Raw genomic sequence first — 23,139 nt, 5'->3', positions numbered from 1 at the left:
TTACTCCTCCTCTGGCGGATGCCATGGACGCCCAGAATCTACCGTTCTGTCGTGAGCGGTCCTGTAATCCGTCTTAAAAATGCCTTCAAATTTTGATTCAAAGAGTTCATGATTCAATAAGTCGATATCATTCCGCTTGTATGTCCCTTTTTGAAGCCTATCCCATGCTTGAGCAATTTCGTAATCTGCTTCAAAACGTCCAACACCATGCTCCTTGATGTGCTCTTTGAAAAATAGATGTTCTTTTATCCTTTGTACCCTATGTTCAGCCATTCCTGTATTTTTGGCAATAGCCTGAACATCAACATTTGACTTCCTGAAGGACTCATACATTTCTTCTGCATTATCTAATCGTCTTAAGTATTCATCGACAGAGAGTTCTCTACCACCTGTTTGAACTTTACTCGTCCCCGCAGTCCTGAGCAGAACCCCAATATTATCTCCAGCCTGCGCCTGAGACAATACCCGCGGCGATACCGCGCCGGGCTTCACCTGCTCCGCGCTGTTGGATACAGCCGCCTGCACCGTATGATTCAGCGGAGCCGGATTTGTCTTGCTCCCCAGCGAAGCGCCTGTAACCAACACAGCCCCGATCGTTGCGGCAATTACGGCTTTCCGGTAATCTACTTTTTGCCCGCGCATTTTGTCATCCGCCACGCTGGCCGCAAAGCCTTCAGCTGCGCCCGCAGCTTTGCTCCGCATCACGGTTGTGGCCAGAGCACGGGACACCGCGCCGCCAAGCTTGTTCACCTGCTGTCCGACCTGGCGGCTTATGGCCACCACCGACCTTACCGGCGCAGAACGGACGACGGCTTGCACAGCGGAGCTGATTTTGCTTCCGGCCCTTTGCGTCACGGTCCGCACGGTGCTTGCTGCTCGACTCGCCAGCGAACCTCCGCTTTTTCCGGCTTGGCGGACGAGATTGGCCATTCCCTGGACGGGTTTGCTGCTTCTCACAGCATTGCTTGCGGTGCGCACGTAACGGCCCGCCCCACGAGCCGCTGCCGAGAGGGCCTGCCCCAGGCGCGTCTGTGTTGCTCTAGCTACCGCGGCGCGAACGGCTCCGCCCGCTTGCTGCATCCGCGAGGTAACGGCTCTATAGGCACTCCCTATTCGCTGTGCTATGCTCGTACCCACGCCCCGAAGTGATTTTCCAGCCTGCTTGAGCGCATTCGCAACATTACTGCGAACGGCATTGCCCGCTTGTCTCACAGTTGCCTGGACAGCGCGGGCCGCATTACCGGCTTTTGTCCCCAGATTGGCAACCGCCCGGGCCACTGGCGTCTGTTTTACCCACTTCGCCGCCCGGCCAAGTACTTGTGCTCCGTGGCGGGCCACGCCTTTGAGCGTCTGGGTTCCCCGACTGACCAAATTTGATCCCTTGCTGATCAGACCCGTGATGGGCTTCATCCGCGCTACGGCTGTCGCTGCCCGGCCAATCAGCGCTCCCGCTCCCATCCCGGCCAGCGACAGTGCGCCGCCAATCGCCATCTCACGCAGAAGCTCTTGGCCTTTCAGTCCAAACGCATAGCCGATCCCGCCGGAGATGGCCTCCCCCGCCAAAATCGCCACGCCAAAAGGAAGCAGCGGCGGGAAAAAGGCTCCCGCTACCGTAAGAGCTACGCCCGCCGTCGTGACCAGGGCGAACTCCCAGTTGTTCTTCGTCCACTCTATTGCCTTTCCTGCCGCACCGGCAACCGCTTTGGCGGCAGTCTTTACCGTATCGACGGCAGCGTCAAAAGCATATTTCAGCCCGCTTTTTACTTTATCCGCTGTATTGTTCCACAGGTTCCACCCGGTATCGAGCGCTTTTCCCGCTCCCCCGATAATCCAATTGACGAAGCCCACCTTCGTTTCCTTTGCCCCAGAGGCATCGCCGCCCTCTCTGCGAAGATCCGCGCCCGGATGACTCCCGTCGTGTCCCGGTCCTCTCGCGTCATAGCCAGGACCTTTAAAGTCGGCTCCCGGGTCGTTGACGTCAAATCCGGGGCCTCTCGCATCAAAACCCGATCCACGCAGATCGACCGCGTCTCCTTCTACGTTACCGCCTTCCCCACGGTAATCGGCTCCATCAGGGCTTCCCGGGTCTATTGGCACCCTCCCGTCCCACTGCGCCTCCACATACTTTGCATAAAGCACCTGGAAGCTATGAAGATCGTACGGAGCGACGCCTGCCCCGCCGCCCCCTGCTATATGATCACGCTCATCGGCACGCAGCATGTTGGGGTTTGGTTTATCCGCCGCAAACGCGGCAAATGGCACACACATCAGCAGAACCAGCATGATCAGCACGTAGTGCTTTCGAAGAATGACCATGGGTCTCCCTCCTTTTTACAAACCATCCGCTATCCCTGAAAATAAAGGTACTTACCATTATATGGTAGTCTATGAAAGAAAAGAGGGATATCCTCCGAAAGTCCAAAAGCCTGTTAGGAAAAAAACACCATTTCCCGGGCCGTCGGACCTTGGAGGCAGGCAAAAAAATCCCTCCGGCAAAAACCTCTGCCTAAAGGGATTTACGATGATTGACCACCCGATCATGCTTGACTAACTCTTGACCAGAGGGGTATTTATCCAGGGATGCCCTCTTCGTCACCGATAAAACAAAAAAACCCCTGATTTCTCAAGGGTTTTGGCTTATGTATTATGGTGATCCGGACTGGGTTCGAACCAGCGACCCCCACCCTGTCAATTTGATCGATTACAGTTCCGTTGGATAATGATAGCGCACAAACCGCATTCTACTGCGGTTTTTCTTAATTTAAGACGAATTAAGTTCACCTGTATTACTTTAGTGCGTTGTCAAATCCGTTGTCAATGTTGTCAACGAACCTGCAGGGATAGCCAGTCATCATTTCCGCCAGTACCAATTTGCATCGATCCGGTAAATCTGTCTTGAATGGGTCAATCTCCACTTCTTTTCCATCGATTAGCATGTAATGTGCCACGATCCTAATGGGTGGCCGTTTGGGCCTTCTTGTACTTTTCAAAGTAAACATCCTCCTACATCGACCAAAAATCATCCTGTTTTACATCAGGATCAATTTTTCTTATCGCTTTTAGTATCCGCTGAGCAGTTCTCATGGTCGGGAGATACTCATCATCCGTAGCTAGTCGCGAAATAGTATTATTGTTTACTCCTGAATCCTTACTCAGTTTCTGCTGTGTGATTCCTCTGTGATCAAGCCATTTTCCTAACTTTGACCTCTTCTTCCCAAGTCCAAACATTTTAATCACCTCATCCACAGGTTGGACAAGGATTCAGAATATTAAACTTGTCTTCGAATAAAAATTCGAATTTTGTACAACCCCTGCCCAATACGCTTTACTACCGCAATAGCTAATGCAGTAGCGACCGGAGTATCTACATCGGTAGGGTTATTGCGTTATCCAAGCTTTGGGCATTGATGTCTGGGCAAAACGAAAGTTTGTTAAGAGCGCAGCGATGAGGGCGGAGCCCGGAGCGGAGCGAGGCCTAAAGGGGGCAGAATTGTATGAATGTTTTGAGGTTGTTTGACGATTACTTGCAGGATCTCGCCAGAAACCTGCTGATTGACCTGCTTGGTGGATCAATCCTGGGCGGCCTGCCGACGTACCGTCTGGCAGACGGACTCTATCTGCTTATCAAAACCATCACCTTGGCATACGGTGCGGCCTACACGGCGTTAAAAGCTCCTGGGTGGATAAGTGACAAGGCCAAGGTCAAAGAGATGCTTGTGCGGGCTTTTATTGAGGCTGGAGTCTACGTGGAGAAGCAAAGGAAGGATTGGGGCGATGGCAAGATGAAGCCGTACCGCGTTTTTCCGACCATCGAGCGCGTAGCGATCGCCGCCAACTGCACGACCATTAACCTCCGCCTGCCGATCGGGATGGAGCCGGATCTGATCGAGCGCAAAGCGTGGGTGTTCCAGCGGGTGTTTGGGCCGACGGCTGAATTGGTAAATGACCGGGCCGGACGATTCCGCCTGCTGATACCCAAAACTCTACCAGCAAAGATCCCGTACAGTCTGGAGACAGCGCAGGCGGCTCTGCAACGCACTGGAGGCTTTGCCCTATATATTGGAGAGGCATACAACGGCAGCGTGGCTGTAGACCTCAAGCAAGCGCCACACGTCGGCCTGGTTGGCGTTACCGGCTGGGGCAAGTCAACAGCACTTCGAGTGATCCTCAACACTTGGCTGCAAGTGTACGGCCCCGACCGACTCCGGCTGTTTTTGGCCGACCTAAAAATGACGGAGTTCGGTCTTTATCGGGGTGTGCCGCACGTAGAGGGCGCGATCGCCGTTCGGCGGGCGGAGGTGGTTGCGATGCTTGCGGAGGTGCACGAGGTGCTATTGTACCGGCAAGAGATGTTCCATCAGGCGGGAGCGGTGGATCTGGACGAATATGAGGAGCTGACCGGCGAGCGCCTCCCGTACGTCGCCGTTTGTATCGACGAGGTTGCGAGCCTGGAGGGAGAGAGCGCGGCGCACGACATCCTGGAAGAGATCGGGCAGCTCGGCCGGAGTTTTGGAATCTTTCTCATCCTCTCCCAGCAGCGTGTGGACCGCGAAGTGATGGATGGTAAACTCAAGAACAACCTCAACGTGCGTATCGCCTACCGTATGTCAGATGACATGAACAGCAAGATGTTTCTAGGTACGGCAGCGGCGTCCGGCATAGACACCAAGGGCCGTTGCTACGTCAAGCAGGCAACGGATACGGTCGAGGTACAGACTCCATGGCTATCTCCCAAAGAGGCCCGAGCACAGGTGGAGGATATCAAGCGGCGCTACGCTGGGGTAGCGAAGGCGCCTTTGCTTCCGCCGATAAACCCGAACATTCCGCAGCCTGTTGAGCTCAACGACGAAGAAAGCGCGGATCTCCGCGAGCTGCTGACCGCACTTATGCAGGAGGAGGTACCGCCGCATGCGAGCGCGTGACAAAGCGATCCTGCGAGACCTGGAGCGCTTCCGCTGCCTCTCCCGGGATGACATCATCCGTCTGCATTTTGTCGGCCTGCGAAATCCAGTAAACGAGGCAAACCGGGTCTTGCGGCGCCTGCGGGACCGAGGGGAGGTGGAGGTGATCACCAGCCAGGCACCGTATGTCTACGCGCTCAAGCCCAGCCCAATCAAACGAGACTCTCAAAAGATCCCGCACTACCTTGAGATCGTCTCCGTCTACCATCAGATGGCGCAGCTGCGTGCGCCAGACATTTTTATTCCGGAGCCCAAATACGGGAAAGGCCTTCCGGAGCCGGACGCCTTTGCGATCTGGGGAAAGCCGATGTACCTGGAGGTTCAGCGCAACCAGTTTACTCCGGCCGTTTGGGCGGATAAGTTTGCTAGATACCGCACATTGTACCACCGGGGCGATTGGACCCGTGAGCTGTGGCAAAACAAGCAGGCACCGGCATTCCCTTGGCTGATTATTTTGACCGACAACAGGATAGCCGTTCCTGATGGGTTGCCATTCAGAGTGTTTCAGATACGAGGGATAAGGGAGCTGATCAAGTAAAAAGTGTTGCAAAGCACTTATAATAAACATATAATAAACATATAATAAACATGCAAAAGGTAGGTGTCTAATATGGTTAGGAAAACATTCACCACAACCATCGATGAAGACATACAAGCAAAATTCAAAGAAGCATGTACTTCCAACGGCGAAAAAATGAATGATATTCTTGAGGCTTTCATGAAGGGGTATATTCAGGGAGAATTCATCGTGGAAAAAGAGTTAAAAGTAAAGCCAAGAACATAAAAAGTTTGTCAGCATGCGTTTTTCTCACAACACTCCTATAAGTGGGTGTTGTTATTTTTCCATTTTATACAGAACGCATATTCTCAGAACGTATGCTCCTAAATACAAAAAAGCCGTTCCGGTCCTGGCAGACAGAGAAACGGCTTTTGCGGCACCAGGCAGCGCCTGATGACAACATAATACCATATCGGGCGCTGACCTGGAATACACATTCCAGGGAGGATTGCCATGCAAAACGTACTGAGCATCGTCAAAGCCAACGTCAACGACCTGTATCTCCGGGAGTATCTGCTCTACCTGAAATCGGACAAGGGAGCGCGGCCGAAAACCCTCATCGGGTATGAGGCCGATCTGCGCCGGTTCATGAATCACTTTTCCACCCGGGACGTATTGGAATTGCGTCAGCAGGATATCCGCGAGTACAAATTCAGTCTGGTTGATGCCGGGCTGGCGCCGCGTACGGTTAACAGAGCCATTTCCGTCATCCGTTCTTTCTACGAGTATTTCGTCGATCATGACGATTACGCGATTGCCAAAAACCCGGCCAAGCATATCCAAGGTATGAAGGTGCCGAAGACGGTACCGATCACGCTGGGGGAGCAGCAAGCGAAAACATTGCTGGATGGGATTATGTTGACGGGTCGGTATGCCGTTAGAGACTACGCCATATTCGCCACTTTCTTGTTCACCGGTGTCCGGGTGAGCGAGCTGATCGCTCTGAAAACATATGACGTCAACTTCGAAGAGGGATACATCCATGTGCGGGACGGAAAAGGTGGTAAGGACCGGGTGATCCCGATGATTCCACAGTTGGCCAACGCGCTGCAGCTCTATCTGCAAAACGGGATCGTGTATGAGGAGATTCAGAAAAAGAAGAGGAAGAGTCGACACGAAATCAACCGGTACCGATGCGGGCGGAAGTACTTTGTCACGGATGAGGACGACCAGACGCTGTTCCTTACCAAATACGGTAAGCCATACAGCGAGAAGGGGATCGACTGGCTGTTCAAGTCATATGCCAAGAAGCTCGGCATCTACAAGGACGGGCTCAGCCTCCATGCGCTGCGGCGTAGCTGCCTGACGTTCCTGCACAAGCAGGGAGTGGACCTGTTCGTCTTGAGAGAGATCAGCGGCCACGCTCGTGTCCAGACGCTGGAGCACTACCTGGCGATCGACACGAGCAAGGTCATGGACGCCATGAAAAGGCACCCGCTCCACAGCCATCAGCTTGATCATGGACTAGTGGAGATGGTACGGAGCAGATAAAAACAAAACAAAGCCCTCCACCGGCTTCCCGGCAGAGGGCTTCTCTTATGGTCTAGGTATCCCGGCCGCATCCCGCAGTGCATTGGCAGCGTAGTGCGCAGCATCTTGGACCTTTTTATCCGCACTTGCCATCCAAAGTGATCCCAAAACACTGATCACTTTCTCGGCCGCTTCTTTATCAACAGAGTTATTTACAGGCTTATCCACATTTTTCATACTCGTATCCCACCACCCTTCGTCGCCGAACGACTCATTGAAATCCACCGTATGACCTGCAAGAGTCTGGCCGTTTTTGTACTGGTAAATATTTGCCGCCTTGGACAAATTGCCTCGGCTCCAGGCGTATGTCTGCCAAAAATGCTGACATGCCCCAACAGACGCCATAGCCTCTACCACGTTGTAGGAGCCGTAAACTCCAACATGGTAGCCCGGTATCTCCTTCGCCGCTGCACGGAGATATGCCTCAATCGCTGCGTAATCTGCTGGCTGGCGGGAGGGCCGCTGTCGTCATTTTAACGTCTTGATGATGTCCATTTTTTTGAGGAAACCATTCAGATAGTTGGCCCCCCTGGAAGCCAGAATACCGGCTGCAGCGGTGGCAAAGTAGGCACCGACCCCAGACAGGTTGAATAACTGCAGATTGAACGAGAAGGCCAGAGCTACACCGACAACAATCGAGGTGGCAAAGGTTGCCTTGTCCTTAATCTTATCCGGAAACAAAACTTTCAAAATCTCCGTCACGCCCTCTGTCAGCAGCGCGACCAAAATCCATGTAGTGATCGTTTCGGTCATTGTCTATTCCTCCTTTGTGGCCCTGTCCAGCAGCACAAACACCAGCCAAGGCATGTCTTCCAAGACGCTTTGCGGGTTTTCGCGCAGGCGTTTTTTCCAGTCCTCAGCATTCTGGAGTATGAACCCGTCTTTGTCATCACGTGTTCTGGCCAGATTATCAATCGATCTCTCCGCCAACTCCAATTGCCACTCTTCAAGTGCTTTCATAACTGCTTCCTCTGCCTCCTTTGCGATCTGTTCTGCGTTTTTGGGTAGCTTGTCAAAACGAGTCAGATTGTACTGATTGACGATCCGCATAATGTTGTTTGCGTACTGCGGATCAGTGGCATATCCGGCGCGCTGTAAGGCTTCTGCATAGGAGCGTGGGTCTGTAGCTTTCAACACTCCGGCATTAACATACCGGGGCTTTTTAAGCAATGAAAGGTGATCATCAATCGCTTCACCATAGTTGTAGTAGGCACGAAACTTCGCCTTGACTCGGGTTTTCACACCGTTGTAATACTCGTTTGTCCAGATCGTCACACTCCCGGCCGGGCCCACTCCCTTGATGTTTCCCAGGTTGTAAGATTCTCGGCCAGTGTCGATGTCTTTTGGTGTTTTCAAGTCCCAACCGCACTCCTGGATGAGCTGAGCGATTACACCAGAGGGGCAAGGATACTTACCCACAACGTATGTGGATAACAGCTTGATAACTTTTTCCTGTTTAGACTCGGGCATCGTAATCCTCCCCCTTCTGTTGTTCCTTCCTGGAGAAGTTTTTCGCTGTTTTTTCTACGTAATAGCCGCCCAAAACCGTAGTAACCGGGATAATAGCTTGTCCGACCAGAGATACATCGTTCATCGTAAGCGATCCCTTCACCAGTTTGTATGCAAACGGAACCAGGAAAAGGATGTAGCTGCCGACAATCAAAACGGACATGGTATCCGTGATCGACAGCCCATCCAAATCATTCCAAAAACCAACTAGCTTCTCGCTTTTTCTGATCGATCTGAACGTAAGGACTAGCAATACCAGGATGGCTATAGCAGCCAGCGCGATGCCGATCTGACTGTAGGAAACCATCTCACTCGCCCCCCTCCAGTCGATTGAGCCGCTTGTGCGCTTGTTTGGCCGACTCCTCCACACGAGTGACGCGCTCAGCGAGATCATCGATCCGTTTTCCCTGGGCTTTCTGTTCCAGACGTATATCGTCCACGCCCCGCTTGATGTATTCCACGTCAACGCGCAGGTTCGTGTCTGCACTGGCTTGCTGGGCAATATCCTGTCGTATCATTCTTGAGCGCCCCAGCCAGCCAAGAGCGATCCCGCTAAGAGCTGCGACAACCGAAATAATTGGCATCAATACTGAAAAATCCACTTCTCTCACCAGCCTTTTTGAGAAATGCAGGGGGAGCCGCAGCTCCCCATGAAAAAACGCCCTCTCTAAACTGAGAAAAGGCGTTTTATCGAGGTGTTGCCAGGATGTTCTCTTTTTCTTCCTGGGTGATGTATCCTTTGGCTACGGCCGTTTCCAGCTGCTGCTCTGTCACTGTGCCGTTAATCCAGCACATCAAAAAGTAGTTGAACAGTCTGCTTGCCATAAAGCATCTCTCCTTTTAGTAATTTTATAGTCCAAGCAGGAAATTGATGGTTTCCTGCATGACCGCGTTTTGTTCTTTAAGTGTTTGAGTTTCGGCATCCAACTGAGCAATTTTCACCTCTTTTTCAGCAAGTATGCGCTCCTCTTCGCGTATCTGTGAGATGGGCTTAGGATTTTGGATTTTCATCAGTCAAATGCACCCCCAAAACCGTTGATGATCACCGGCTCTGTCGCGGTTCCTTTCATGATCTTAACGCGGATATTGATGCCCCAGTCTGTTGCTGTTTTTGTGGTGTTTTGGAAGACATACCCGCGCCCCGCAGAGACCGGTCCTGTGATGTCCTCCCACGTTGGTGCGGCATCGAAAGCGTTGTTGCAAGCCTCGACTAGCAGGGTGGCTCCTGTCGGAATCACCCCATCAAGGGTAAACAAAACTCGGTTGGCCTTCGCGTCGGTTAGGAACGGTTCATCAAGTTCAAAGACGATCCGGTCGTCCGTCCGCGTGAATGTGTAGGTGCGTTCTGAAAACTGACCGGCGCTATCGGTCGCGCGGACTTTCAGCGTGTGCTGCGCAAGCGACGTGCGGAGCCATTTATCAGTCGGGATTGTCACCGTATACTCCTGACCGGCCACACCCGAGAACGTCCGCAGCACTTCTCCGTCCAGATACTCCGTGATCGTGAATGATTGTCCCTCAGGATCGCTCACGGAATACGTCAGGCTTGGCGGATCGCTTATAACGCCCAGGTCCGTGTCGGTTCCGGAGATGGTCGGCGGCCGGTTCCAGATGACGCGGAAGTTCCGCGTAACCTCTGCGCTCTTACCGCCCTGGTCGTCCTCTGCCCATACCTTGAGGAAGTGGTCCACGTTCTCGGCCAGATCGGAGCCAACCACATCCGTGGTTCCGTCATACAGTCGCTTCCCGCTGTATGTCAGAGTCCGAGCAAAAGAAATAGGCGTGCTCCCATCGGATACGCCTGACCCTGCATTTCGGATTGGTCCATTATTGATCTGGTACTTGATAACGACGTTGTCGTTGACATCTTGATCCGCAGCCGTCCCCTGAATCGGCAGCGCATTACCTTCCGCTAATGTCTGATTATCGGTAGGACTCGTCAGCGTGAGTGTTGGCGGATTATTGGTTTTTGGTTGAACTTCAAACAACGCTAGCATTAGCATATTAGACTGCGAGAATGTGGAGGTTGTATCACTTGCCGAATAAGTTGTCTTATCGTACATGTATTTCGCCCACGAGCTAACCGTTGTCCCTGTGGTACTGTCATATGAGTCATATTGTTCATTGGCACTCAGAGGCGGCGTCCATGATCCCGATGTAGGAACAGCAGTCATGCCGATCATCAACGCCTTACTAGCGGACAATGAGCCTCCTGTCGCGGAAAATTGAGTAGTATTGCCAGATGACCAGCTGTTGAACAACTGTGAAACGGATTTAACATTCGATAAGCGCAAGCATTGACTGTACCAAGTTGTATTTCCTCCTGTTGTGTTAAACGTAGGAGAGTCGTTTCCTCCGCTTGCTATTTTTGTGAAGTAAGCCGCGCATACAAATCCATTCCAAGACTGCCCAAGTTTTACCCACCCTGGACTTGATGTCGTGACATTTCCGTTTACTGCGTTAATAACTTGGATTATATAAGTGTCTCCAGGATTTGCTGTCTGTATTGTTGCTGTAAATGTGTTGCTCGGCGTGCCTTTACCTGAAGCGAAATTCGATTCTATAACAACCTGCTTTTTCCCTGTTGATGGGATTGTGTAGTCGATTATGAGTTGTGGTTGGCTAATTGTGTTAGTGTTGTCTTTCGCCTCGAATGTTCTGAATGAGTTTTTTGACGTACTTTCAACATCATCTTTAATCAAAAAACCGTAGTTTGGGATCGTGCCATTTACCCATGCTTGGACGATGTTCTTCACATCGATGTATTTTCCGCCTGTATTTGTCCCAAGCGTAGCTGTTGCCTTGTAAGAAGAGTTGTATGATGGTTGATTACCCCAGTTTGCGGTGATCTCATTCCAATCTGCTGATAGCGGATAAAGTGCAAGAGTAGTATCTGTAAACGGCCCTTGTGATTGATTTAGATACAGAGTCGCATTGTTGATTATCACATTATTCGGAATCTGCCCCAAATCAAAATACACCATAGACCTGTAAATATCCCCTGCTCCACCACCACCATGGCTACCCACATAGAGATATGACTCTAATCCTGCTTGTGGGTAGGAAGGATTGGCCTGAAAAACATAAGCGTCCTTTATTGATGTTACGTTTTTCCATAATGTAACGCTTGGCATATTCCTCCCCCTTCCTTCTCAAAATGGCCGTTATTGGCAGGTTTCCTCATTTTCCCTACACCTCCACATCAGGTAAATCTACCGTCTGCCCGGCAAGTGAATGGGTGCAATCACTTAAAAATTCAATTTGTCCATCCCGGACAAAACTATGGCATCGATCAGGAGGGTCCGGATGACGGCCGATTGTCACCAGATATGACGGAGAGATCGTTGGGCGTTCAAAGTCGCCATTGAAAAACCACCGGGAGTCAAATCCGTGGTGCATTTGGCATCCTGGACAGAAGAAAACCTTCAAACCGTCGCTGAACTGCCCTATCTTCACAGGATTACACCTCCAGCCTACTCTGCGCCTCGTTGTAGTAGCCGTGCGTCAGAACGATTGCGTCAATCGTCACCAGGTCCTCAGTAAACAGGTTGTTTGTAAAGCTGTCCGGGAAGGTAGACTTGATCAACTGAACTTCGTTTCGAAGGCTCGATATGGCTGCATCGAATTCAGCGCGGGTGATGTGGATGTTCGAGTCGTTTACATGCTCATTGAATGTGGTGACGGTCACTGCCGCCTGGCTGTCGATTACAGCAGTCACATCTGATGCGGTCCCGACTACGGTGATGAACTGCACAATCTCCTCCACCACATCAGTCCCATTTGGCGGCGGGAGGTAGTCAGCCAATGCGCCGGCATTGGCCACGGCGTAGAGGATCTCCCCGATGTCCGGATCGTTGGCAAAAAGACCGATCTCCCGAACATAGATCCCCTCTGTCAATTCCTGATTGGAGACCATGGCCTTCACCTGCGTCTGGCCAGCCCCGAGATTTTTCAGCTCCAATATCGGCAAACTCATAGTCTCGTTAACCAGCTCTGTCATTGTCGTGAGTGAGCCGGATGGATAACCGTCGCCGATAGCGATCCGGGTAAACTGCAGTCTTGCACCCATCTGTGCTTTTGTTTGGAGCTGCAGTCCTTTTTCCGTAAGAACAGCGCCATTGTATTGCCCCACAGGGTGTGCCCTCCTTTTTACGTTGCTGGCTTAATGGTGAGTATTTTTAACGATGTCACAACGCTGCCGACGTAGAGCTCCATCCGGTTATCACGGCGGACTGTGATCGTCTCCAGGCGGCTGCGCTTGTTTTTTACGGCGTTTACGGCACGGATGAGATCGATTAGCTTTTTATCACTTGTCACCCGGTCTGTGGTCGTGATTCTGAAACGATAAGGCTGTCCGCCATATTCGAACCATTCCGTTACCTGGGATTCATCAAAGGCAGCCGAAACAACCTGATCGACTGCCCAGGGTGTTCCCTTCCGGCGCTTGAATTCATCCGATTGGCGTACGAGCTCTCGTTTCTTCTCCAACGGGAATGAGGCATCGTAAAAATCCACATTCTTTTGCCACGCGAGCAAATCAATCAGAGGCTCCGGCAGCTTGTCAAGGTTTGCCCAGAGCATGATCTCATCGACGGCCGCGGCGATCTCCTGAAGCTCTGGAGAGAGTGCGGCGGCCATGGCGGCGATATCCGGATCACTTTTAAGGCTTTCAGGTAGGATATCCAGCAACGAAAAAGTCCTGAGATCAGTCATCTTCCAGACCTCCGTACATAACCGTCACCGCATTTTCCACGGCAACCTGATAGTCTTCGATCTTTTGGTAGGTCGGAAGCGTAACGACTACCCGCTTCGCTCCCGCTGCTTTCATCTTGGCCACCAGCTCGGAAGGATCGATGTCTCGCCCAAGTTTGGATTTTTGCCATGTTTTGTAATCTTCAACAGCCTGCTCCACAGCTGTTTTGATGCTGGATTCCAAGCTGGCCATGGACGATGGAATCCAGTAGCTAACGGTAAGGTCATAGTTGACTTGTTCTGGAGCTAGCACCTGCACCTTGTCGGTCAGTGGCCTTACTTTTCGTTCGCTACATGCTGCCAGTACCAAATCAAGCATTTCCTGATCCGGAAGTTGTCCACCCTGCAGCAGAGGGCGTATCTCCACAACGCCGTCAGACGGGTTCCGAACGGCTACGTCCACGATCAACTGGCTGGCCGATCGAGCGAAAAATTGATATGCCCCCTCTGGCCCTGCGACAGAAAAGCTCTCTGGCGCGATCCTGATCCGCTCCGCATACGGATCATCCGCTTCTGTATCTGCGCCGCCTTCGCTCGTGGTAATGTTTTCGATTCGGGCCACCCACTGGATCGGATCGACCAGCTGGTTGATCTCACCCGGCTGGTACCCATTCCCGATTTCCCCAGGGACGGTGCATTCCGCCTCGATGTCCACGTAGAGTTGATTTGTGGGAAACGTCACGTCTGCTTTGGTCGCGAAAAAAATGCCGTCTCCCGCTGTCCCCCGGGTTCCGACTTTTATCGTTTGTGACTTGTTTGTAGATAAGTGGAATCGTATCGTCGTTTTGGCATACTGCTCTTTGAGCCGCGGCGTGATACCTGCGCCGATATGATCAAGGAAGGCATCCTGGGCATAAGCCAGTAGATTTTGCTTGCCGCTATAGTCGATCACACTGCGCTGCTGGGCAATCATCGCGACAATTGCTTTCAGGAAAAGAATCCGCGGATCAGCCGGGGAAAGCTTCTTGCCGATCGCCGCTTCGTAACGACCAATCACTTCCCGTTCGATCTGTTCCACGGATTTTTCTGCAAACGTGATGTCTGGCAAATCAAATCGCGCCATCTGCAATCCTCACTTTCACTTTGGGTTTCAGTTGGCCGTTTAGGGGATCCCCGTCAAAGGTTATACTGACAACCTCTACCCGGGGCTCCCAAGTGCGTATCGCTGTCATGACCCTTTGAATGATCTGTGCTTGGACGACATTGATAGGGGCATCCACATCAGGATTCCAGGCAAAGTCCCTTGCAAGGGGGCAGGTAAATGCGATGGTCGCCAGGATGGTCCTGACATTTTGCAGAATTTCCTCTGTGCCCGTCGCCGCGAAGTTGATGGTGGCCGCTTCACCAGTAACTTCATGTACGCTCATTTTTTCTACCCTCCCTGCGTCGGATATTCTTTCAGCGAAAGATCCACAATGGCTGCGAGCAATCGCCCTTGGCCGTCATGCGTTTTGTGCTGTTCACGGAACGACTCCAGCAGCCACATATTCTGGGACACTGGTCTTCCGCCGACGATCAGATATGCAATGGCACCGATATCCCGCATCTTCCGGAGCTTTTCCAGCTCGATTTCAGGATTTACACCGAGCTGGATGTCCAGACGTATCGAAAAGCTGATCTCCTCCTGTCCGGGGCCGTGAAACTCTGGCAGAGGTTTCTGTAGATTAATCTCATGAGTTGACCATCTACCCGACCCGCTCCTTGCAAAATCATTAAAAGTCAGGATCTTATTGCTGGATACCTCAAACACGATTTCGCCGAAAGTGCCTATCTGCCCCATTCCGATCAGCTCCCTTCTGCCGGCGTTTCCGGAGCCATCGGTACTTGCGTGTTCACAGTGCCGGACACGTCGATACTGCCGTCTACAATCAGCTTGTTTGGTGCCACGAGTTTGATCTCGTCGTCCGTTATGATTTTCACCTTGCCTTTGATGTCAACCCGGATTTCTTGCTTTGCGATTAACTTGATTGGGCCCTTCACATCCAGGGCAAGCGTGTGCGCATTGGCGTCATACTCGATCTTTGTCCCGTCTTTAAACTGCAAATGCCGTTTCGCAGCGTCTGTCACCGGCGGGGTGTCTGCATCGGAATATACCGATCCTAGAATGATACCGTCCGCGTTTCCGGCCGGGTTGAACAAACACCAAACTTGCTCCCCGGGTTCTGGCATCCAGTAGTCCTTTGTCCCAAATGAGCCGCGCACAAGGATAGGAAGTTCCGGGGAGACGCTCTTTCCTTGATCCTCAAAAGCCACCCGAGCAGCACATTTGGTCGGATTGATCGAGGAAACGACCCCTATTCGGATCAACTTGCTGATCATCAATACCCCTCCAAACATCTACGCAGCTCCAGACCGGTCTCATACCTGCCCTGCTGTGTGTGCATCGCTCGAGTTACGATATACTTCCCATCAAATGCGCCGAAACCGGACAAACTCAACGTGATACCGGCGACAAACCGTGTGTCCCCGGGCAAACTTAGTGATACATTCATAGCGTCCTTGTTCGCTTCCCGGAGCTTCTTTTTCGCCAAGCGCTCCGCCTCTTTTACGGACGCCACCCGCTGGTTGACGTATAGCGTCCTGCCTGTCTTCGGCGCGTTAGGTGGCGTATAGGTGTAGACGATGTTTCTCCGTCCCTTTGGGCTGTGATATTCCACTCGGCAAGAGCGGTAAGCGCCTTGGGTGGAGGATCTTCCGCGGAAACTACTCACGTCAACTGGCTGCAGGATCGCGATCGGAGCGTTGGCTTCATACTTGGCTTCGTCGACGATCACCAGCTGGGTACCGGTTACCTTCATGCACAACCCCGCTTCGCTGCACAATCGCATCAAAAAAGACAGGTCCGTCTCCCCTGTCTGCTCCACTCGGTCATATTCCGGATCGTCATCCACGTCATACATCAATTTCAGCTTTGCCTTACTTGCCTTGTCGGCGGCAATCACAGACAGCTTCGTCTTTTCCCACGCCTGGTGTTTCTCCTCGCCGCGCAAGGAGGATGATTCTGGTACGGATATACCCTTGATCGAGACCGCGCACGGCGGAAGACTGGCTTCAACTTCATCGATCTCAAACTGGCCGATATTAAGGGTGTTCGTGATCCCGTACTTCTCCCAGTCCTGTCTATAGACGACTCCTGTCAAGACTGCCCCCTTCTCGGGGAACCAAGGGCCAATCCATTTTCGCTCTGCATCTTCAAGTGTGATTTGCAGATCATCGGCTTGGCCACTCAGATTATCGGTATAGGACCATCCCAAGAGATGCGGCTGCAGGTCGGCTGTGATGTCCTTGCTGTTATACTTGACCTGCAACCAGGCTTTTCGTGCATTCATGTTGTATCACCGCGCTTCCAAGGAGGCAGGTCAGATGGTACTGTAGCCGCTGGTGCGTCAGGAATGTTCAACTGGAGGTTGGCCGGGAAGATAACGATCTCCCGATATCGCGGATTTGCATCGATTAGAGCGGTCATGTAGTATTCGCTCCCAAGCGTTTTCTTCGCGATGCCGTCCCACATATCCCCTTGAACCGTTACATACGTCCTCAAATGAATGCCAACCTCCTTTCCTGGCGAACAAGAGCTTTGTACTGCTGCTCAAACGAGCGCTTATCTTCCTGGAGTAAATCCTTTACCCCGGTTACATCATTTGCCTGGATTGTTGGGGAGTAGATGACCTGAATAGGCGCACCCGCCGAGGGACTCCGGAGGCTTAGGTAGTCCCGGTTTTCCCTGGCGGTCAGCACGCGCTCACCTCGATGCAGCTCTGCGAGATAACCGTTGTTCGGAACATAGGAAATGCCGGCCGCATGGGATCCGTCAATATCAAGGTTCCGCCTTTGTTTTGCTTCGCCCATCTTCCGTACCTGGACCGAATAATCAAGAGCCATCTCCTGCAGGAGAGCTACATTTGAACCTGTCAACTCGTTCCACTTTTGGATCAAAGGGTTGAGTACACCGACAACTTTATTCACGCCAGAGGCGAACGTGTTGTAAAGGCTCACCCACAAGTCAGAAGCAAACTGTTTAATCTGGTCCCAGTTCTGATACAACTTTATGCCGGCTGCCGCCAGCATACCGATCGGTCCAAGGAGCGCCAATATTCGCTCAGGAGATTCCCGAAATAAAGCAAATAGCTGATTTAATTTCTTCCTGACAGTATCGTTGGTTTGATAGAGGTAGATCAACGCTCCAATCAGAGTAGAAACCGCGATCACAATAAGGCCAATTGGGTTTCCAGCCATGGCCATGTTAAGCGCCAGCGTAGCTATCTTGACCATATTGATGACACCTGTGATCGACAGAAAAGCTAACCGTGCACTACCCAACGCAATTGCAATCTGGGTAAGTGTCTTTACCAACTCTGGATTTGCCTTCGCCCATTCTGCCACTTTAATAGCGACATTGCCGATCTTTGTAAAGGCTTCGTTCACCATGGGTAAGAGTGCGCTTCCGAGTGTTACTCCTACCTCCGCTGCTTTGTTCCTGAGAATTTGGAGCTGCGCAGAGGTAGTCTGGGCGCGCGCTTCAAACTCCCTTCCCATTGACCCCGTCAATTTTGGATCATTCAACAAAGAAAGCTGCCGGCGATATTCTCCCACCGCTCCGGAAAGTGCAGCAATATCATCTCCATACTCTTTTCCAAAAAGCAAAGTGGTGACTTCTGTCTGCCGCTCTTTTGGCAACTTATTGATGAGATCCAGCACTTTCAGGATCGTTCCCTGGGCGTCCTTGACCATCCCTTTGTTAACCTGTTCAGACGTCAGCCCAAGCATCTCTAGCCCCTTTTGGAATCGCTTCGGCTGCTGGTTGGCGATTGCTAGCTCACGAATCAGGGCATTCGTTGCGGTCGCGGCCACTTCCTCTGACTTCCCAAGAGACAAGAAGGTGGAAGCAAGGGCTGCTCCTTGTTGCGCATTCATGTTTACTTGCTTTAAAACCCCGCCCGTACGCAGTAAAACACCAATGATATCTTTCCCTTTGGCCACGGCGTTGTCGTCCAACCAGTTGATTGCATCGCCGAGTTGACCGAGTTTCTCGATCGGTATGCCCATTACGTTGGAGATTTTTCCCATGTAGTCGGCAATCTCGTCGGCCGGCATTTCAAACGCAGTCGCCATTTTTGCTGTATTCCTGGTGAACTCAAGGATTTTCTCGTTTGGTATTCCCATCCGCAAACCGGCTTCGACCATTTTTGCCAACTCGTTTGTCGCTATAGGGATCTCTCTGCCGAGTTTCTGGATCTGATCTCGCATATTGAAGTAGACTTGTGTCAGCTTGCCATTTTCATCGCGCGCGCCCTGGGCCTGCTTGGCTACGCCGAGCATGGCGTCCTCGAAGTCCATGGCTTGCTTGGCAGCCAGAAGAAACGGTGACGTAGCCACTCCAACTGTTGCGAATTTTCCTGCAAGCTCGTGCTGTTGCGCTTGAACTTCATTGTACCTACTTTGCATGCTTACGAGCTGTTTTTGCTTGGCTATGACGGCATCGAGTTGTTTCGTCAGCTTTTGATGGGCAGCCGCATACTGTTGGGCCGTTACAGCTCCCCTCTTGTATTCCTGTTCCAACTTTTTCAGTTGGTCCTTGGTGTTTTTTGCAGTGTTGCTCAACTCTTTGATACGACCTGACGCAGCCGAGAAAGAGGACTGGAACGATGACAAGAGTTTTCCCGCTATAGCAAAACTAACCTCATGTAGTTTTCGAGCCATTACGAACTCACCTTCCTTTCTCTCTCTTCGCCAAGCTCAATTGCCGCATCAAAGAACTTGTAAAATTGCCATAAAGGTAGCTCAAGCCACTCGAACATAGAAGTGTAGGTAGCTTGAGCCATGCTTAAAGCTTGTTTGCGAAACTGGTTTAACCGATCTCGGCTGTCAAAACCGTAGAGTACAAAAAATGGGACACCTTCGTCGTAACCAAGAGGAAATCCGCTGCATCGAGGGACAGGATATCATCAACGATCAACCCTGACATTTTGGCAGCGGCAACTGCAAAACCGTATTGGCTGAATATAGGGTTCGGGTTAGTCAAATCGCCGGAAAGACGCACTTGCCGCTCAATATCAACCACATCTTTCCCGGTAAACCCTTCCATGTTGAGGTTAATAACCTCGATCTTCTGCCCGTCCTTCTCAATCGGTTTGTTCAATTTGATCTCCATGCTCTACGCCCCTTATACACCCAGGATTTTTCGTGTTTCTTTCAAGTAATCCACGCCATCGATGACGCATACATAGTTCAATTTGTCGATCTCAATCTTCGTTTTTCCGTCGTACTGTACTTTCAGGTACAGTGCCTCGATCTCGGTTGTTCCGTCTGACGTGGCATTTTTACCCAGTCTGCCGAGCTCGTTGTTGGTCGGCGGCCCTTGAACCACAATACGGACGCCGACCTGTTTGTACTTGCCATTTGCTGCATCGTACACCTGAACTACGCCGCGCATGTCCAGACGATGGCTTTGCGGCGCGGCGAGTTTGATCTGTTCCTCTGTGATAGTCCGCCACGTCATGCTTAATTTCGCGCTTTGATATTGTCCGACTGTTGGCGACTCATACTCTCCGGCGATCCCCGCCCCGCTGACAGTCTCTGTCAAACTTTGAAGAGGCGGCAGCGTTACGTCTGCCACTCCCAGCAAAGTGTTAGTCCCATCTCGATACACGCGTAAGTCCGTTATTCTTTCCGGAATCTTATTCATACCTTCTCACCTCCGTTATGCTGCGAATAGCGACTGCAGGTAGTTGACGTCGTATTCGAGAATGAAATCAATTTGTCTGCCTGGTACAGGCGAGGCTTGATACACATGGAATCGAACGATACCATCCAACAGATCAGTTAACGGGTTCTCGTCATCACGGAACTCGATGCGCCCACCCAAGAGCGCTCCTCTGGCAACAAGGCCATTAAGCCAAATGTTAAGACTATCGACAACGGTATCGATCATCTTTCGGTTAGTCGGGTCGTCTACGAATTGCCAGTACGTCAGGATAATCGTATTCCCGATCCAGTTGTTCATCCGACGGTTTGGGATAAATGAGTCTTTAACATCCGTTATGGCCGGATATGCTGACGTCCGGTTCCCCCATAGTCTCCACCCGCCGATCCAGTTGAGGGCTGTTACAATACCCTCCCCGTTCAGATATGATGCCTGATCTTGCCCCAGAGAGACTTCCTTCCCGCTGGCCGTCACGGCTCCATTCGCCTGCAGGGCCTTGTTCGACGGGCTGACATAGGGAATATCATCGTTTGCTGCGTCGGTCAGGCATGTCGCGCCGGCAAATTGCGTGGAAAGATGATATTCTTTGTCACCCAGAGAGACTTTTGGCCAGCATGCGACCATGTGTGGGTCGCTGTAATTGTTATTGTTCTTCCATGCCGGGACTTCCGTGTATAGATCGGCACCGGTATCCGATGAGTCAATGTCTGTGACAGCAAGCGCGTTAAAAACTCCGTTGATTTTCTTCGCTTTCGCTTCCATCACGGCAGCAACTACCGGATCTTGACTCCATCCAGGGGCCAAAATTTGCCCGGGAACCAAGCGGTACATCGGAAATACTTTGTTGATAAGCTCCAGGCCGGTATAATCACCGGTTGTACCATCGACACCCCCGATGATGTCATTTCCCGTCACCGCTTCCGGATTCAGCTTGTCATAGGAGACGATCAGGCTGGTCTGGGATGTACCAATTGCGCCATTGGCAACGGCGGTGATAACCACCTTGCCGCTCTTATCGTATGCGGCCACGTAGTCGGTTCCTTTCACCAGTTCTGCGCCTTCTGCAGTCAGTTTTACAATTAACGTGTCGATGAGAACTCCATCGTCATCGATCGTAGAGACTTTATTGGCATGTGGTACAGACTGATTTGCGACTGGTGTTTTGTGTGTTTCCGGGTCGAGCACGTTAACGAATACAACGGGTGCCACGTTGAACTTGGAAAAGTGGGAGTCAATGAACTCACACAACGTGTACTTTTCCCAGTCATCCGCATAGCCGAGTGCCTTGACAGCTTCCGGGTAGGTGTAAACCAGAACCGGTTTGTTCACATTGTCGAGGGTCTCCGCCAAGTGGAGAGGCGCTGTTCCAAACACCACCGGCAAGCCTGCGCTGGCTTCTACCGGAGACACAACCGAGGTAGGAGCTTCGTTAATACTTACACCGTGTTGATATGGCACTATCTCACACCTCCGTTAAAGTGTTTCTGGACTTCCGCATAAAAAACGCTCTCAGCTGATCCTGCGGTCGCTACCGCTTGAATGGTTGCTGAGAGCTGATTTACAGGAACAAACAGTTGTCGTAAGGCCGGGCACTCTTCAAAGTATTTATCCAAGTGCTTGGGCAGTCCGTTTCGGTACACGGTATGCTGCCGCAACAAGCCTCCCGGAAGTGTGGGGCCGCAGTAGATTAGCGGTGTTTCTTGTTTCGACACAATTTCTTTTGTTGTTTTTTTACCAGAAGACATCGCTTTGATACCCTCCTTCTTCATCAGTCATTGGCATAGCCACTTTTGCTGTTTGAATCCCGATCCATACAGGGAATGGCTGTTCCTCCGGTATCTCCGTGACAAAAGGTTTTTCAATCCTGAAATGATTGTCACCAAACAGCGGATTTTTAAGAAGTTCGGTCTTGATCCGGGTCGTGACATTCAGGATATCGCGCCATCCTTCTCGCTCATCTTCCGAGAAAGTCCCTGTAATAATGCGCACCGTTGCCAGGTTGCTTTCATCATCTTCTTCCTCATCAATAAACCGGACTATCACCCAAGGAACGTCTGAGTTTCCCGGTTCCGATGCACTTTTTTTCGGGACCGTCTCGGCCCAAACATTCGGGGCTCTTTGAATGTCCGGATCGGTTGTTTCCAGGCGGATATGCTGGACGATCTCCTTGATTCGTTCGACCAGTTGGTCAATCATGATCACTGGGGTCATCTATAACCCTCCAATAGACGCTCAATTTCGTGATTCAACCTGGCGCCCAACTGTTCGCTTGCTCGTTTCTCGACCGCTTCAGAGACACTTCGGCTGCCCAGCATTTGAGGGATGGCTGGACCGTAAAGATGCTCAACCGGATACTTGGCTTTACTCGTACGTCGAAATACCCCAACATGGCCGCTCTTCACTCTGGCCACAAACGCCCCTGGAATAGGACCGCCCTCTCCCCTTCGTACCCGCGCAACCAGGGCAGAAGACTTTCCTTTTCTCCACCTGGCCTTCGCTGCCTTGGCCGGATTCGGCTTACTGGGGGAAATCCTGAACTTGGTAAGAGGCAAGGCATATCCGCGGGAAACCACCATTGCAGCCAAATCTGTTGGGGTAGCCCGGTATAGCTTCATTGTTTTCAGGACTTCGCCGTGTTTGATGTAGTAATTTTCCCGTGCTGACCGGGCCGCCGCAGTCATGGCGGACTGGGCTGCCCGGTTGATTGCCGCAACTGCAGCCTTCTGGGTGGCGCCCGGGATGTGGCTGAGTGCTGCCTCGGCCTTGGCCAACTGCTCTGCCGACAATTCAATCATGGCTGATACACCTCCATGGTGATTGCCAAGATTCCCATTTGCTCGGAACAGTCTGTTACCAGATACAGCTGACCGTCAACTCTGATCTTATCTTCTATGTTTGGCCTTGGCCCAAAGTCAACAGACCGTACGTAAAGGACGATTCGCTTTTTGTATACTCCATCGGCACTGTAGTAGAGCTCTGATGGTTGACGAGGCCGTTCTTCTGTCAGATCCTCATCGATTACCACAGTAATGTCTTTACCGTCGACATTACGGATATCGCCAAACTCTGACGGATTGAGGAAGGTGGAGATGTCCGTTTCAAGGAAATCTCGAAACGCTGTCATG

The 23,139-nt window shown here is 51.6% G+C and carries 31 protein-coding genes; 4 read left to right on the top strand and 27 right to left on the bottom strand.

The features are described 5' to 3' along the window. Both JD108_RS22295 and JD108_RS07655 read right to left on the bottom strand, forming a co-directional pair. Entirely contained in the window at nucleotides 1-2,316 is a 2,316-nt protein-coding gene (locus JD108_RS22295; protein WP_228728347.1) for a hypothetical protein, read from the bottom strand. Between the two features lie 687 nt (nucleotides 2,317-3,003). Next, a complete protein-coding gene (locus JD108_RS07655) occupies nucleotides 3,004-3,228 on the bottom strand; it encodes a helix-turn-helix domain-containing protein (RefSeq protein WP_198829257.1) in 225 nt (74 codons plus the stop codon). Nucleotides 3,229-3,494: 266 nt separating this feature from the next. Between JD108_RS07655 and JD108_RS07650 the strand changes: the two genes are divergently transcribed. From JD108_RS07650 to JD108_RS07635, 4 genes are all read left to right on the top strand, one after another. Continuing rightward, complete coding sequence (locus JD108_RS07650) at nucleotides 3,495-4,922, top strand: FtsK/SpoIIIE domain-containing protein (protein WP_198829256.1); 1,428 nt, start codon at nucleotides 3,495-3,497, stop codon at nucleotides 4,920-4,922. Then, nucleotides 4,909-5,499, top strand: coding sequence for a replication-relaxation family protein (locus JD108_RS07645; RefSeq protein ID WP_198829255.1), 591 nt, complete (start codon nucleotides 4,909-4,911; stop codon nucleotides 5,497-5,499). The genes JD108_RS07650 and JD108_RS07645 overlap by 14 nt, the downstream gene beginning before the upstream one ends. 72 nt (nucleotides 5,500-5,571) lie before the next feature. After that, entirely contained in the window at nucleotides 5,572-5,745 is a 174-nt protein-coding gene (locus tag JD108_RS07640) for a hypothetical protein (protein ID WP_198829254.1), read from the top strand. Between the two features lie 228 nt (nucleotides 5,746-5,973). Then, nucleotides 5,974-7,011, top strand: a complete 1,038-nt coding sequence (locus JD108_RS07635) for a tyrosine-type recombinase/integrase (RefSeq protein WP_198829253.1) — start codon at nucleotides 5,974-5,976, stop codon at nucleotides 7,009-7,011. Between the two features lie 45 nt (nucleotides 7,012-7,056). Here JD108_RS07635 and JD108_RS22660 read toward each other — a convergent pair whose 3' ends face one another. From JD108_RS22660 to JD108_RS07515, 25 genes are all read right to left on the bottom strand, one after another. Then, entirely contained in the window at nucleotides 7,057-7,335 is a 279-nt protein-coding gene (locus tag JD108_RS22660) for a hypothetical protein (protein ID WP_323958407.1), read from the bottom strand. 183 nt (nucleotides 7,336-7,518) lie between these two features. After that, nucleotides 7,519-7,803 (bottom strand): hypothetical protein, encoded by a 285-nt coding sequence (locus JD108_RS07625; RefSeq protein ID WP_198829252.1) that lies wholly within the window; start codon nucleotides 7,801-7,803, stop codon nucleotides 7,519-7,521. A gap of 3 nt (nucleotides 7,804-7,806) precedes the next feature. Further along, nucleotides 7,807-8,520, bottom strand: a complete 714-nt coding sequence (locus JD108_RS07620) for a glycoside hydrolase family 73 protein (protein WP_198829251.1) — start codon at nucleotides 8,518-8,520, stop codon at nucleotides 7,807-7,809. Continuing rightward, a complete protein-coding gene (locus tag JD108_RS07615; protein ID WP_198829250.1) occupies nucleotides 8,507-8,866 on the bottom strand; it encodes a hypothetical protein in 360 nt (119 codons plus the stop codon). Before JD108_RS07615 ends, JD108_RS07620 begins: the two co-directional genes overlap by 14 nt. A 1-nt stretch (nucleotide 8,867) precedes the next feature. After that, a complete protein-coding gene (locus JD108_RS07610) occupies nucleotides 8,868-9,077 on the bottom strand; it encodes a hypothetical protein (RefSeq protein WP_228728346.1) in 210 nt (69 codons plus the stop codon). Nucleotides 9,078-9,246: 169 nt separating this feature from the next. After that, on the bottom strand, nucleotides 9,247-9,384 hold the full coding sequence (locus tag JD108_RS07605) for an XkdX family protein (protein WP_198829248.1): 138 nt from the start codon (nucleotides 9,382-9,384) through the stop codon (nucleotides 9,247-9,249). 24 nt (nucleotides 9,385-9,408) lie between these two features. Then, the gene (locus JD108_RS07600; RefSeq protein ID WP_198829247.1) at nucleotides 9,409-9,570 is read right to left on the bottom strand and encodes a hypothetical protein; all 162 of its coding nucleotides are present in this window, start codon (nucleotides 9,568-9,570) and stop codon (nucleotides 9,409-9,411) included. After that, nucleotides 9,570-11,693: a DNRLRE domain-containing protein gene (locus JD108_RS07595; protein WP_198829246.1), complete on the bottom strand. Its 2,124-nt coding sequence runs from the start codon at nucleotides 11,691-11,693 to the stop codon at nucleotides 9,570-9,572. Before JD108_RS07595 ends, JD108_RS07600 begins: the two co-directional genes overlap by 1 nt. Nucleotides 11,694-11,748: 55 nt before the next feature. Next, nucleotides 11,749-12,015 (bottom strand): ubiquitination-like system serine protease family protein, encoded by a 267-nt coding sequence (locus tag JD108_RS22800; protein ID WP_407649406.1) that lies wholly within the window; start codon nucleotides 12,013-12,015, stop codon nucleotides 11,749-11,751. A gap of 4 nt (nucleotides 12,016-12,019) precedes the next feature. Beyond that, nucleotides 12,020-12,691 (bottom strand): phage tail-collar fiber domain-containing protein, encoded by a 672-nt coding sequence (locus JD108_RS07590; RefSeq protein WP_198829245.1) that lies wholly within the window; start codon nucleotides 12,689-12,691, stop codon nucleotides 12,020-12,022. A gap of 17 nt (nucleotides 12,692-12,708) precedes the next feature. Next, the gene (locus JD108_RS07585) at nucleotides 12,709-13,272 is read right to left on the bottom strand and encodes a phage tail protein I (RefSeq protein WP_198829244.1); all 564 of its coding nucleotides are present in this window, start codon (nucleotides 13,270-13,272) and stop codon (nucleotides 12,709-12,711) included. Continuing rightward, nucleotides 13,265-14,374: a baseplate assembly protein gene (locus JD108_RS07580; RefSeq protein ID WP_198829243.1), complete on the bottom strand. Its 1,110-nt coding sequence runs from the start codon at nucleotides 14,372-14,374 to the stop codon at nucleotides 13,265-13,267. The genes JD108_RS07585 and JD108_RS07580 overlap by 8 nt, the downstream gene beginning before the upstream one ends. Next, nucleotides 14,361-14,678, bottom strand: coding sequence for a GPW/gp25 family protein (locus JD108_RS07575; RefSeq protein ID WP_198829242.1), 318 nt, complete (start codon nucleotides 14,676-14,678; stop codon nucleotides 14,361-14,363). Before JD108_RS07575 ends, JD108_RS07580 begins: the two co-directional genes overlap by 14 nt. A gap of 5 nt (nucleotides 14,679-14,683) precedes the next feature. Beyond that, on the bottom strand, nucleotides 14,684-15,091 hold the full coding sequence (locus JD108_RS07570) for a phage tail protein (protein WP_198829241.1): 408 nt from the start codon (nucleotides 15,089-15,091) through the stop codon (nucleotides 14,684-14,686). A 5-nt stretch (nucleotides 15,092-15,096) separates the two neighbouring features. Next, nucleotides 15,097-15,630: a phage baseplate assembly protein V gene (locus JD108_RS07565; protein WP_198829240.1), complete on the bottom strand. Its 534-nt coding sequence runs from the start codon at nucleotides 15,628-15,630 to the stop codon at nucleotides 15,097-15,099. Next, nucleotides 15,630-16,640, bottom strand: coding sequence for a phage late control D family protein (locus JD108_RS07560; protein ID WP_198829239.1), 1,011 nt, complete (start codon nucleotides 16,638-16,640; stop codon nucleotides 15,630-15,632). Before JD108_RS07560 ends, JD108_RS07565 begins: the two co-directional genes overlap by 1 nt. Further along, on the bottom strand, nucleotides 16,637-16,852 hold the full coding sequence (locus JD108_RS07555) for a tail protein X (RefSeq protein WP_198829238.1): 216 nt from the start codon (nucleotides 16,850-16,852) through the stop codon (nucleotides 16,637-16,639). The genes JD108_RS07560 and JD108_RS07555 overlap by 4 nt, the downstream gene beginning before the upstream one ends. Continuing rightward, nucleotides 16,849-19,011, bottom strand: coding sequence for a phage tail tape measure protein (locus JD108_RS07550; RefSeq protein WP_198829237.1), 2,163 nt, complete (start codon nucleotides 19,009-19,011; stop codon nucleotides 16,849-16,851). The genes JD108_RS07555 and JD108_RS07550 overlap by 4 nt, the downstream gene beginning before the upstream one ends. Before the next feature lie 148 nt (nucleotides 19,012-19,159). Then, nucleotides 19,160-19,462 (bottom strand): phage tail assembly protein, encoded by a 303-nt coding sequence (locus JD108_RS07545; RefSeq protein ID WP_198829236.1) that lies wholly within the window; start codon nucleotides 19,460-19,462, stop codon nucleotides 19,160-19,162. A gap of 12 nt (nucleotides 19,463-19,474) precedes the next feature. After that, a complete protein-coding gene (locus JD108_RS07540) occupies nucleotides 19,475-19,996 on the bottom strand; it encodes a phage major tail tube protein (RefSeq protein ID WP_198829235.1) in 522 nt (173 codons plus the stop codon). A 15-nt stretch (nucleotides 19,997-20,011) separates the two neighbouring features. Continuing rightward, nucleotides 20,012-21,472 carry a phage tail sheath family protein gene (locus JD108_RS07535; protein WP_198829234.1) on the bottom strand — a complete coding sequence of 487 codons (1,461 nt, stop codon included), beginning with the start codon at nucleotides 21,470-21,472 and terminating at the stop codon, nucleotides 20,012-20,014. Next, a complete protein-coding gene (locus tag JD108_RS07530) occupies nucleotides 21,472-21,759 on the bottom strand; it encodes a hypothetical protein (protein ID WP_198829233.1) in 288 nt (95 codons plus the stop codon). Before JD108_RS07530 ends, JD108_RS07535 begins: the two co-directional genes overlap by 1 nt. Further along, complete coding sequence (locus JD108_RS07525; RefSeq protein ID WP_198829232.1) at nucleotides 21,746-22,225, bottom strand: hypothetical protein; 480 nt, start codon at nucleotides 22,223-22,225, stop codon at nucleotides 21,746-21,748. Before JD108_RS07525 ends, JD108_RS07530 begins: the two co-directional genes overlap by 14 nt. Beyond that, nucleotides 22,222-22,809: a phage tail protein gene (locus JD108_RS07520; protein WP_198829231.1), complete on the bottom strand. Its 588-nt coding sequence runs from the start codon at nucleotides 22,807-22,809 to the stop codon at nucleotides 22,222-22,224. Before JD108_RS07520 ends, JD108_RS07525 begins: the two co-directional genes overlap by 4 nt. Continuing rightward, nucleotides 22,806-23,138: a hypothetical protein gene (locus JD108_RS07515; protein WP_198829230.1), complete on the bottom strand. Its 333-nt coding sequence runs from the start codon at nucleotides 23,136-23,138 to the stop codon at nucleotides 22,806-22,808. The genes JD108_RS07520 and JD108_RS07515 overlap by 4 nt, the downstream gene beginning before the upstream one ends. Between the last annotated feature and the right edge of the window lies 1 nt (nucleotide 23,139).

Source organism: Brevibacillus composti (assembly GCF_016406105.1).
GTDB lineage: Bacteria > Bacillota > Bacilli > Brevibacillales > Brevibacillaceae > Brevibacillus > Brevibacillus composti.
The sequence above is the reverse complement of the archived record's forward strand: the minus strand, read 5'-3'. Positions and strand labels throughout refer to the sequence as shown.

Excerpts from the sequence above, each read along its gene's own strand:
- JD108_RS22295 (WP_228728347.1), bottom strand. The coding sequence starts at position 2,316 with ATGGTCATTCTTCGAAAGCACTACGTGCTGATCATGCTGGTTCTGCTG.
- JD108_RS07655 (WP_198829257.1), bottom strand. The coding sequence starts at position 3,228 with ATGTTTGGACTTGGGAAGAAGAGGTCAAAGTTAGGAAAATGGCTTGAT.
- JD108_RS07650 (WP_198829256.1), top strand. The coding sequence starts at position 3,495 with ATGAATGTTTTGAGGTTGTTTGACGATTACTTGCAGGATCTCGCCAGA.
- JD108_RS07645 (WP_198829255.1), top strand. The coding sequence starts at position 4,909 with ATGCGAGCGCGTGACAAAGCGATCCTGCGAGACCTGGAGCGCTTCCGC.
- JD108_RS07640 (WP_198829254.1), top strand. The coding sequence starts at position 5,572 with ATGGTTAGGAAAACATTCACCACAACCATCGATGAAGACATACAAGCA.
- JD108_RS07635 (WP_198829253.1), top strand. The coding sequence starts at position 5,974 with ATGCAAAACGTACTGAGCATCGTCAAAGCCAACGTCAACGACCTGTAT.
- JD108_RS07625 (WP_198829252.1), bottom strand. The coding sequence starts at position 7,803 with ATGACCGAAACGATCACTACATGGATTTTGGTCGCGCTGCTGACAGAG.
- JD108_RS07620 (WP_198829251.1), bottom strand. The coding sequence starts at position 8,520 with ATGCCCGAGTCTAAACAGGAAAAAGTTATCAAGCTGTTATCCACATAC.
- JD108_RS07615 (WP_198829250.1), bottom strand. The coding sequence starts at position 8,866 with ATGGTTTCCTACAGTCAGATCGGCATCGCGCTGGCTGCTATAGCCATC.
- JD108_RS07610 (WP_228728346.1), bottom strand. The coding sequence starts at position 9,077 with ATGATACGACAGGATATTGCCCAGCAAGCCAGTGCAGACACGAACCTG.
- JD108_RS07605 (WP_198829248.1), bottom strand. The coding sequence starts at position 9,384 with ATGGCAAGCAGACTGTTCAACTACTTTTTGATGTGCTGGATTAACGGC.
- JD108_RS07600 (WP_198829247.1), bottom strand. The coding sequence starts at position 9,570 with ATGAAAATCCAAAATCCTAAGCCCATCTCACAGATACGCGAAGAGGAG.
- JD108_RS07595 (WP_198829246.1), bottom strand. The coding sequence starts at position 11,693 with ATGCCAAGCGTTACATTATGGAAAAACGTAACATCAATAAAGGACGCT.
- JD108_RS07585 (WP_198829244.1), bottom strand. The coding sequence starts at position 13,272 with ATGACTGATCTCAGGACTTTTTCGTTGCTGGATATCCTACCTGAAAGC.
- JD108_RS07580 (WP_198829243.1), bottom strand. The coding sequence starts at position 14,374 with ATGGCGCGATTTGATTTGCCAGACATCACGTTTGCAGAAAAATCCGTG.
- JD108_RS07575 (WP_198829242.1), bottom strand. The coding sequence starts at position 14,678 with ATGAGCGTACATGAAGTTACTGGTGAAGCGGCCACCATCAACTTCGCG.
- JD108_RS07570 (WP_198829241.1), bottom strand. The coding sequence starts at position 15,091 with ATGGGGCAGATAGGCACTTTCGGCGAAATCGTGTTTGAGGTATCCAGC.
- JD108_RS07565 (WP_198829240.1), bottom strand. The coding sequence starts at position 15,630 with ATGATCAGCAAGTTGATCCGAATAGGGGTCGTTTCCTCGATCAATCCG.
- JD108_RS07560 (WP_198829239.1), bottom strand. The coding sequence starts at position 16,640 with ATGAATGCACGAAAAGCCTGGTTGCAGGTCAAGTATAACAGCAAGGAC.
- JD108_RS07550 (WP_198829237.1), bottom strand. The coding sequence starts at position 19,011 with ATGGCTCGAAAACTACATGAGGTTAGTTTTGCTATAGCGGGAAAACTC.
- JD108_RS07545 (WP_198829236.1), bottom strand. The coding sequence starts at position 19,462 with ATGGAGATCAAATTGAACAAACCGATTGAGAAGGACGGGCAGAAGATC.
- JD108_RS07540 (WP_198829235.1), bottom strand. The coding sequence starts at position 19,996 with ATGAATAAGATTCCGGAAAGAATAACGGACTTACGCGTGTATCGAGAT.
- JD108_RS07530 (WP_198829233.1), bottom strand. The coding sequence starts at position 21,759 with ATGTCTTCTGGTAAAAAAACAACAAAAGAAATTGTGTCGAAACAAGAA.
- JD108_RS07525 (WP_198829232.1), bottom strand. The coding sequence starts at position 22,225 with ATGACCCCAGTGATCATGATTGACCAACTGGTCGAACGAATCAAGGAG.
- JD108_RS07520 (WP_198829231.1), bottom strand. The coding sequence starts at position 22,809 with ATGATTGAATTGTCGGCAGAGCAGTTGGCCAAGGCCGAGGCAGCACTC.
- JD108_RS07515 (WP_198829230.1), bottom strand. The coding sequence starts at position 23,138 with ATGACAGCGTTTCGAGATTTCCTTGAAACGGACATCTCCACCTTCCTC.